This window comes from Micromonospora sp. SL1-18, from assembly GCF_047921505.1.
In the GTDB taxonomy this organism is placed as follows: domain Bacteria; phylum Actinomycetota; class Actinomycetes; order Mycobacteriales; family Micromonosporaceae; genus Micromonospora.
In genome coordinates, this window is sequence record NZ_JBLROA010000040.1 from 45097 (window position 1) to 52837 (window position 7741).

Below are 7741 nucleotides of genomic sequence, written 5' to 3' on the forward strand. Positions count from 1 at the left end.
CGGCACCGTCGACACGAGAGCCGCTCGATGACGCACCCCCTCGGTGGTTTCTCCCGCCCGACCGCACGATGGCTGCGAATCGTGTTCGGAGTCATCGGCCTGGTCTCCCTGGCCCTCGGCTATCTCGGCTTCGAGCGTTTGCTGCAGGCCCGGCCGGAGGCCATCCACGACTCGTGGGACGCGCTCTACTACGACCTCCAACTCTTCGTCCTCAGCGCCGAACCGTTCCAGGAGCCCGGCCCCTATCCGTGGCAGCTGCAGGTCGCCCGGTTCACCGCCCCGCTGTTCACCCTGCTCGCCGTGGTCGAGACCGGCCGGCTGCTGCTGGCCGCGGAGATCCGTCGCCTGCGTGCCCGACGGGCCCGCGGTCACGTCCTGGTCTGCGGCGACTCCCAGTTCGCCCACATGCTCGCCGATCGGCTCTTCGCCGACGGCGAACGCGTGGTCGTGCTGCGCTCCGAACCGTTCGGGCCGCTGGAATACCGCCAGCGTCGTTACCTCGGCGTCATCGGCGACCCCACCAGCGCCGAAGTGCTACGCGGCGCCGGCGTGCCCCGGGCCCACACCATCTACGCCTGCACCGACAACGACGACCGTAACCACGCCGTCGCCAACACCGTCAACCGGCTCATCCAGGACCGGCGACAGCCACCCCGGGTCTACGTCCAGGTCCACGATCCCGAGATGTGCCTGTCCCTGCAGGCCCGGCGGCTGGGCGCCGCCGGCTCCAGCCGGCTGCGGCTGGACTACTTCCACGTCGACGACATCGCCGCCCGCGCGCTGCACCGCCGTCACCCGTTGCGCCGCCCCGCCCCCGACCGGCCGGCGAAGGTCCTCATCGCCGGCAACGGCACCTTCCGCCGCGCCCTGCTGGTGGAAACCGCGCGGCACTGGCGGACGCGCCGGGCCGGCACCCGCACCGGCGAGCCCGTGCCACCACTGCACGTGGACCTCGTGGCACCCGACGCCACCGCCGAGCTCACCCTGGCCGTCTCCCGCTACCCGTTCCTGGCCACTGTCTGTCGGCTGTCCGCGTACGACCTGGACCTTGACGGCCTCGCCGCGCTGCCGCAACTGGCCGCCGGCGGCTACGACCGCATCTACCTCTGCGCCCCCGACGAGCGCACCGGCCTGCAGTTCGTGCTGGACACCCCCGCGCTCTGGCGAGGGGCGGACAGCGTCGTCTTCGTACCGGTCTACCGGCAGGCGGCGCTCGCCGCCGCCTTCCACGGCGACTCCCGCCACGACCTGCTCGACGAGGTCCACGGCAAGCTGCGCCTCTACCCGGTTCTGACCCGCGCCTGCGACGCCCGACTGATCGCCGAGGACCTCACGGAACGGCTGGCACAGCAGATCCACGACCGGTACCTGCACGCCCAGCGGCGAGCCGGGGTGCGCTCCGGCGACGCGCCCGCGATGGTGGACTGGTCGCGTCTGCCCGAGTCCCTGCGGCGGGCCAACCGCGCCCACGTCCAGGACATCGCCGCCAAGCTGTTGAACCTCGGCTGCGTCGTGGCGCCCCGGCACGGCGGCAGCGGCGACGCCTCGGCCGCCGGGCAGGCCATCGACGACCGGATCGACGAACTCGCCCGACTCGAGCACGAACGGTGGTGCCGGGAACGGCAGGGGGAGGGCTGGACGTACGGCGAGCCGCGCGACGACACCCGGCGGCGGCACCCCGCACTGCGGCCCTGGCACGAGCTGGCCCCGCAGGTCCAGGAGCATAACCGCGAGGAGATCCGTACGCTGCCCGATGTCCTCTCCGACAGCGGGTTCGAACTGATCCGGTTGACGCCCGCCGTGCCCACGCAGAGAAGAGGATCGGCCGATGGCGTCTGACCCCGTACCGCTGCGCGTGGGCATCACCGGGCACATCAACCTGGCCCCCGCCACCGAGCGGCTCGTCGCCGACGCGCTCCGCGTTGAGCTGCGCCGGATCAGTGACCGGCCGGTGCACGGCGTCACCTGCCTGGCGGGCGGTGCCGACCAGATCTTCGCGCGCGCGGTGCTGGCCACCGGCGGCACGTACGAGGTGGTCCTGCCGGCCCCCGACTACCGTTCCGTGGCGATCGCGCCGGACAGCCGGGCCGCTTTCGACGAGTTGCTGCAGCGGGCGACGGAGATCATCCACACCGGACACGTCCGCTCCGGCACCGCCGCCTACGTGGCCGCCAATCGGGAACTGCTCCGTCGGATACAGCGACTCGTGGCGGTCTGGGACGGCGAACCCGGCTGCCACGCCGCGGCGACGGACCGCACCGTCGACTGGGCGCGGCGGCGCGGCATCCCGACCACGATCCTGTGGCCGACCGGCGCCCGACGAACGCCCCCCACGGGCTGACGATCGCGGTACGCAGCGCCACTGCGCCGCCGAGTGTGCCGCCCACGAGATCGGTCTGTCCACGTCCGACGGGTGTCACCCGCCGCCGATTCTGGGCCGCTGGTGGTGGGTCAGGCGGAACCCGACACCGCGTACGGCGTCGATGGTGACGCCGGTGCCGAGCGCGGCGAGCTTGCGCCGCAGCCGCTTCACCAGGGACTGTACGTCCGCCCTGCGCTGCAGCTGTTCGTCACGCCAGACCGACCGGTGCAGCTCGGCGTAGCTCCACACCCGGAGTGGCTCGGTGGTCAGGCAGCTCAGCAGGTCGTGTTCGAGCCGGGTGAGGTCGACCTGGCGGTCCCCGCAGCGGGCCGTGGACCGGACCGAGTCGATCAGCAGGGTGTCGTCGGATGCCGCAGGCGCGGCGGCGGGCGCTCGCGTGGGTGGCTCCGTCGAACGCTGTTGCGGAATCGCGATCAGCTTGCGCAGCTCATCGAGGTCGGCCACCAGCAGCAGTGGTGCCACACCGTCCAGGAGTTCCGCGAGCCGGATCCGTTCGGCCGGCGACGGTGCCACCGCGATCAACAGTGGAAACACGTTCTCGGCCGGGGCGGATCCGCCCGGCGTAATTCTCTCGTCGTCCTCGGCCACAACACCCACCCCGAAACGACGGCAATCTCTGCCCAACTTCGTCTTGGCCGTGACAGTAACCGTCAAGCCTGCCGACAACTAGGCAACTGATAGTGATGAGTTGCTTACGTCCTGTTCTTGATCGTCCATTCACCTCGATCATATCGTCCAACCGGGCAGTCGGCGTGACCCGCACGGCCGCCCCGGGCAAGGGGTTCGTTCGTTCCGACGTGATCCTGACGGAAACGATCTCCTACACCCTTCGCCACGGCTCGACAAACCGCGGGTCGTTCTGGAGGAGGCAGCAACGATGCTGAGACGTCCACATCCAAGGCGCGTAGCCAGAACCCTGGCGAGCGCGGGCGCGGCACTGGCCCTCGTCGCGACAGCTCTGATCGCGACCAGCACCGGCGCACAGGCCGGAACGGGAACAGGTGCCGCGGCGGACAAGATCCGCCCGGACCTCGCGAAGCAACTGCAGGGCAAGAACGAAGGCGATTTCTGGATCCACTTCAAGGACAAGGCGGACCTGAGGCAGGCCACCGCGAACAAGGACTGGAACAAGCGGGGCACCGCGGTCGCCGAGGGGTTGCAGAAGACCGCCGCCGCAAGCCAGGCCAAGATCCGGGCTGAGCTCGACAGCTTGGGCGTGAAGTACGAGGCCTTCTGGGCGACCAACGCCATCAAGGTCACCGGCGGCACGTCGACAATGGTGCAGAACTTCGCCGCCCACGCCGAGGTCGACGGCCTGTACGCCCCGATCGAGTACAAGGTGCCCGAGGTCACCGAGGGCACCAACGAGAAGACGGTGAACGCCCTCGAGTGGGGCATCGCGAACATCAAGGCCGACCAGGTCTGGTCCCAGTACGGCGTCAAGGGCGCCGGCATCACGGTGGCGAACATCGACACCGGAGTCCAGTTCGACCACCCGGCCCTGGTGAACTCCTACCGCGGCAACAACGGCGACGGCACGTTCAACCACAACTACAACTGGTACAACGCCGCCGGAACCTGCGCCACCCCCTGCGACAACAACGGCCACGGCACCCACACCATGGGCACGATGGCCGGCTCCGACGGCGCCAACCAGGTCGGCGTCGCCCCCGAGGTCAAGTGGATCGCGGCGAACGGCTGCTGCCCCAGCGACGCCGCGCTGATCAACTCCGGCCAGTGGATGCTGCAGCCCCGGGACCTCAACGGTCAGAACCCGGACGCGAGCAAGCGGCCGAACATCATCAACAACTCGTGGGGTACCACAGCGCCCTCCAACGACCCGTTCATGGAGGACGTGACCAACGCGTGGAAGGACTCGGGCATCTTCGGAGCCTGGGCCAACGGCAACAACGGTCCGAACTGCCAGACCAGCGGCTCGCCGGGCAGCCTGACCAGCAACTACTCCGCTGGCGCGTACGACATCAACAACAACATCGCCAGCTTCTCCTCCCGCGGCGCCGGGCAGAACGGCACGATCAAGCCGAACATCTCGGCACCCGGCGTGAACGTCCGGTCGAGCGTTCCGGGCAACAGCTACGCCAGCTACAACGGCACCTCGATGGCCACCCCGCACCTCGCGGGCGCGGTCGCGCTGCTGTGGTCGGCGGCACCGGCGCTGGTCGGTGACATCGACGCCACCCGCGCGCTGCTGAACACCACGGCGGTCGACAAGGCCGACAGCCAGTGCGGCGGCACCGCGGCGAACAACAACGTCTACGGTGAGGGCCGCCTGGACACCCTCGCGCTGCTCGACGCAGCCCCGATCGGCGACACCGGCACCCTGACCGCCACGGTCACGGACGCGGGCAGCGGTGCTCCGATCGCGGGTGCCGCGCTGGCGCTGACCGGCCCGGCCAGCCGCCAGCTGAAGACCGGCAGCGACGGCAAGTACTCGTCCCTCCTGCCGGCTGGTGACTACCAGATCGCCGTGTCGGCGTTCGGCTACGGGACCAAGACGGTGTCGGCGACGATCACCAAGGACACGACCACGACGACCAACGTCGCGCTGACAGCGATGCCGAGCGTCACCGTCAGCGGGTCGGTCACCGACGGCTCCGGCCAGGGCTGGCCGCTCTACGCCAAGGTGAGCGTCGAGGGCCCGTCGGGTGTGTCCGACTACACCACGCCCACCAACGGCCAGTACAGCTTCAAGCTGCCGTCCGGGGCGACCTACAGCATCAAGGTCGAGCCGCAGTACCCGGGCTACCAGACGGTGACCAACGAGGTCGCGGTCGGCTCGAGCAACGTCACGCACAACGTTGCCGTGCCGACGGCTGCCAACTCCTGCACCGCCGCGCCCGGATACCGCAACGGCTCCGACGGGGTGTACGAGACCTTCGACGGCACCACCGTGCCGTCCGGCTGGTCCGTGGAGGACAACATTGGCAACGGCCAGGTCTGGCAGTTCACCGACCCCGGCAACCGCGGCAACCTGACCGGCGGCACCGGCAGGTTCGCGATCATCGACAGCGACAAGTACGGCATCGGCAATCGGCAGGACAGCTCGCTGGTCAGCCCGGTCGTCGACCTCACCGACGTCGAGGCGCCGGTGATCCGGTTCAACCAGGACTACCAGCAGTACACCACCAGCCGCGGCGATGTCGACCTCAGCCTCGACGGTGGCACCACCTGGACCAACGTGCTCCGGCAGTCGGTCAGCACCCGCGGACCGCGGGTCACCGAGATCAAGATCCCCCAGGCAGCCGGCAACGCGCAGACCCGGGTCCGGTTCCACTACTACGACGCCCAGTGGGCCTACTGGTGGCAGGTCGACAACGTGCTGATCGGCAGCAAGGTCGTCTGCCAGCCGATCGACGGCGGCCTGGTGCTCGGCCACGTGCAGGACAAGAACGACAACAAGTACCTCAACGGCGCCACCGTCACCAGCGACGACCGGCCGGCGGAGCAGGCCACCACCGCTGCCACCCCGGACGACACCAAGCTGCCCGACGGCTTCTTCTGGATGTTCTCGTCGCTGACCGGCTCGCACAAGTTCACCGCGAAGTCCGGCAAGTACATCAGCCAGAGCAAGCAGGTCGACGTCCAAGCCCACCAGGCGACCGGAACGGCCTTCCAACTCGGGGCTGGTCGGCTGTCGATCGAGCCGGCCGAGGTCGTCGGCTCGGCTCAGATGCCCGCCGGCAAGGCCAGGAAGACCTTCACGGTGACCAACACCGGCGCCGCGCCCGTCGACGTCGAGTTCAGTGAGCGGGCCGGCGACTTCGTCCTCCTGCGCGCCGACGGCTCCAAGATGAGCAAGCAGGAGGTGCTCGCCTCCAGCGGCGCACCTGAGCAGCGGCTCAACGTCCCGACGTCGTTCGCCGCGCAGGCGACCGGCAAGCCGGCCAAGGCGAGCTCTGCCGCGGACGGCCCGTACGCCGCGCCGTGGACGAACATCGCCAACTACCCGGCGAACGTGATGGACAACCGGGTGGTCAACCTCGACGGCAAGGTCTACTCGATCGCCGGCGGCAACGGATCGGCGTCCACGGCGAAGAACTACGTGTACGACCCGATCGCGCAGAACTGGGCGCCGATCGCCGATCTCCCCGGCGCGCGCAACGCCCTGACGGTGGGCGTCGCGGACGGGAAGATCATCGCGACCGGCGGCTGGGCGGCGTCCGGGCCCGACGGCACCACCTGGTCGTACGACCCGGCGGCCAACACCTGGACGAAGAAGGCCAACAACCCCGCGCCGCGCGCCGCGGCCGGGCAGGCGGTCGTCGACGGCAAGCTGTACGCCGTCGGCGGTTGCACGACCTCGTCCTGCACGCCGATGTCCAACTCGGCCGTCCGGTACGACCCGGGCAGCGACACCTGGGAGACGCTGCCCAACTACCCGAAGTCGGTGGCGTTCGCCTCCTGCGGCGGTATCGACGGTGTCGTCTACTGCACCGGCGGCAACGACGGGTCCGTCGCGCACAAGGCCAGCTACGCCTTCGACCCGGCCGCCAACGCCTGGACCGCCATCGCCGACGCGCCGGTCGACAGCTGGGCCAGCTCGTTCGCCGTCGCGAACGGCAAGTTCATGGTCGTCGGCGGTGTGCAGGGCGGAGCCATCACCAACGCCGGCTTCGCCTACGTCCCGGCCGGCAACTCGTGGTCCAACCTGCCGAACGCCAACACCCCGCGGTACCGCGGCGGCGCGGCGTGCGGCTTCTACAAGATCGGCGGTTCGTCGGGCAGCTTCAACGCCACGGCGGACAGCGAGGTGCTGCCCGGGTTCGAGGAGTGCGCTGAGGCCGCGGCGGACGTCAGCTGGATGACGATCGACAAGACGGCGGCCACGCTGGCGCCGGGTGAGAAGGTCACGGTCACCGTCGAGATGACGGCGAACGTCGACCAGCCCGGCACCTACACCGCCTCGGTCGGAATCAAGCAGAACACGCCGTACACGGTGCAGCCGGTGCCGGTGACGATGAACGTGACTCCTCCGGGTACCTGGGGCAAGCTGCTGGGTACCGTCACCGGGACGAGCTGCAAGGGCGTCAGCTCCCCGCTGGCTGGCGCGCTCGTCCAGGTCAACGCGAAGGCGATGTCCTGGACCCTCGCCACCGACGAACAGGGTAGGTACGCCTACTGGCTGGACCGCAAGCACAACCCGCTGAAGCTGATCGTGGCCAAGGACGGCTGGCAGCCCCAGACGCGTCAGACGACGATCACCACCACCCCGACGGTGGAGAACTTCGCCCTGTCCCCGTCAAGCTGCTGACAACTGAGCAGTGACTGACCGGCCCGCCTGGTTCCCAACCAGGCGGGCCGGATCAGGTCTGGAGGTTGCCGGCCGCGGCGCCCGAA

Annotated in this window: 4 protein-coding genes; 3 read left to right on the top strand and 1 reads right to left on the bottom strand. The window is 69.6% G+C overall.

Features of this window, described 5'->3' with window-relative positions:
- The first annotated feature begins 27 nt into the window (after nt 1-27).
- Complete coding sequence (locus ACNAW0_RS19660) at nt 28-1839, top strand: RyR domain-containing protein (protein WP_416289380.1); 1812 nt, start codon at nt 28-30, stop codon at nt 1837-1839.
- Nucleotides 1829-2341, top strand: coding sequence for a hypothetical protein (locus tag ACNAW0_RS19665; protein WP_416289381.1), 513 nt, complete (start codon nt 1829-1831; stop codon nt 2339-2341). Before ACNAW0_RS19660 ends, ACNAW0_RS19665 begins: the two co-directional genes overlap by 11 nt.
- Before the next feature lie 75 nt (nt 2342-2416).
- Here ACNAW0_RS19665 and ACNAW0_RS19670 read toward each other — a convergent pair whose 3' ends face one another.
- Nucleotides 2417-2971, bottom strand: a complete 555-nt coding sequence (locus ACNAW0_RS19670) for a winged helix-turn-helix domain-containing protein (protein WP_416289382.1) — start codon at nt 2969-2971, stop codon at nt 2417-2419.
- 289 nt (nt 2972-3260) lie between these two features.
- Between ACNAW0_RS19670 and ACNAW0_RS19675 the strand changes: the two genes are divergently transcribed.
- On the top strand, nt 3261-7655 hold the full coding sequence (locus ACNAW0_RS19675) for a S8 family serine peptidase (protein ID WP_416289383.1): 4395 nt from the start codon (nt 3261-3263) through the stop codon (nt 7653-7655).
- Nucleotides 7656-7741: the final 86 nt, after the last annotated feature.